Below are 246 nucleotides of genomic sequence, written 5' to 3'. Positions count from 1 at the left end.
AGCATCAAGACCACTATTTTACCCACTAAATTTATAATCACTTTGGCTTACTAGGGATAATAATATGACATCGACATCTAGTTTGATTGAACAGGTCATTGAAGCTTGGCAGAACATGCAAGCCAAAACGCCTCTTGTACAATGTATTACCAATAGCGTTGCTACAAACTATACGGCCAATGTATTACTCGCATCTGGTGCTTCGCCTGCGATGATTGATAATCCTTATGAAGCAGAAAGCTTTAC

Annotated in this window: 1 protein-coding gene; it reads left to right on the top strand. The window is 39.0% G+C overall.

Annotation, left to right across the window (positions count from 1 at the left end):
* Positions 1–64: 64 nt before the first annotated feature.
* Positions 65–246: hydroxyethylthiazole kinase (locus ACWA1B_RS23320; protein ID WP_456911057.1), on the top strand; the 182-nt coding region annotated here is incomplete at its 3' end.

The organism is Flavobacterium xizangense, assembly GCF_054075145.1.
This window is presented reverse-complemented; position numbering and strand designations above follow the sequence as displayed.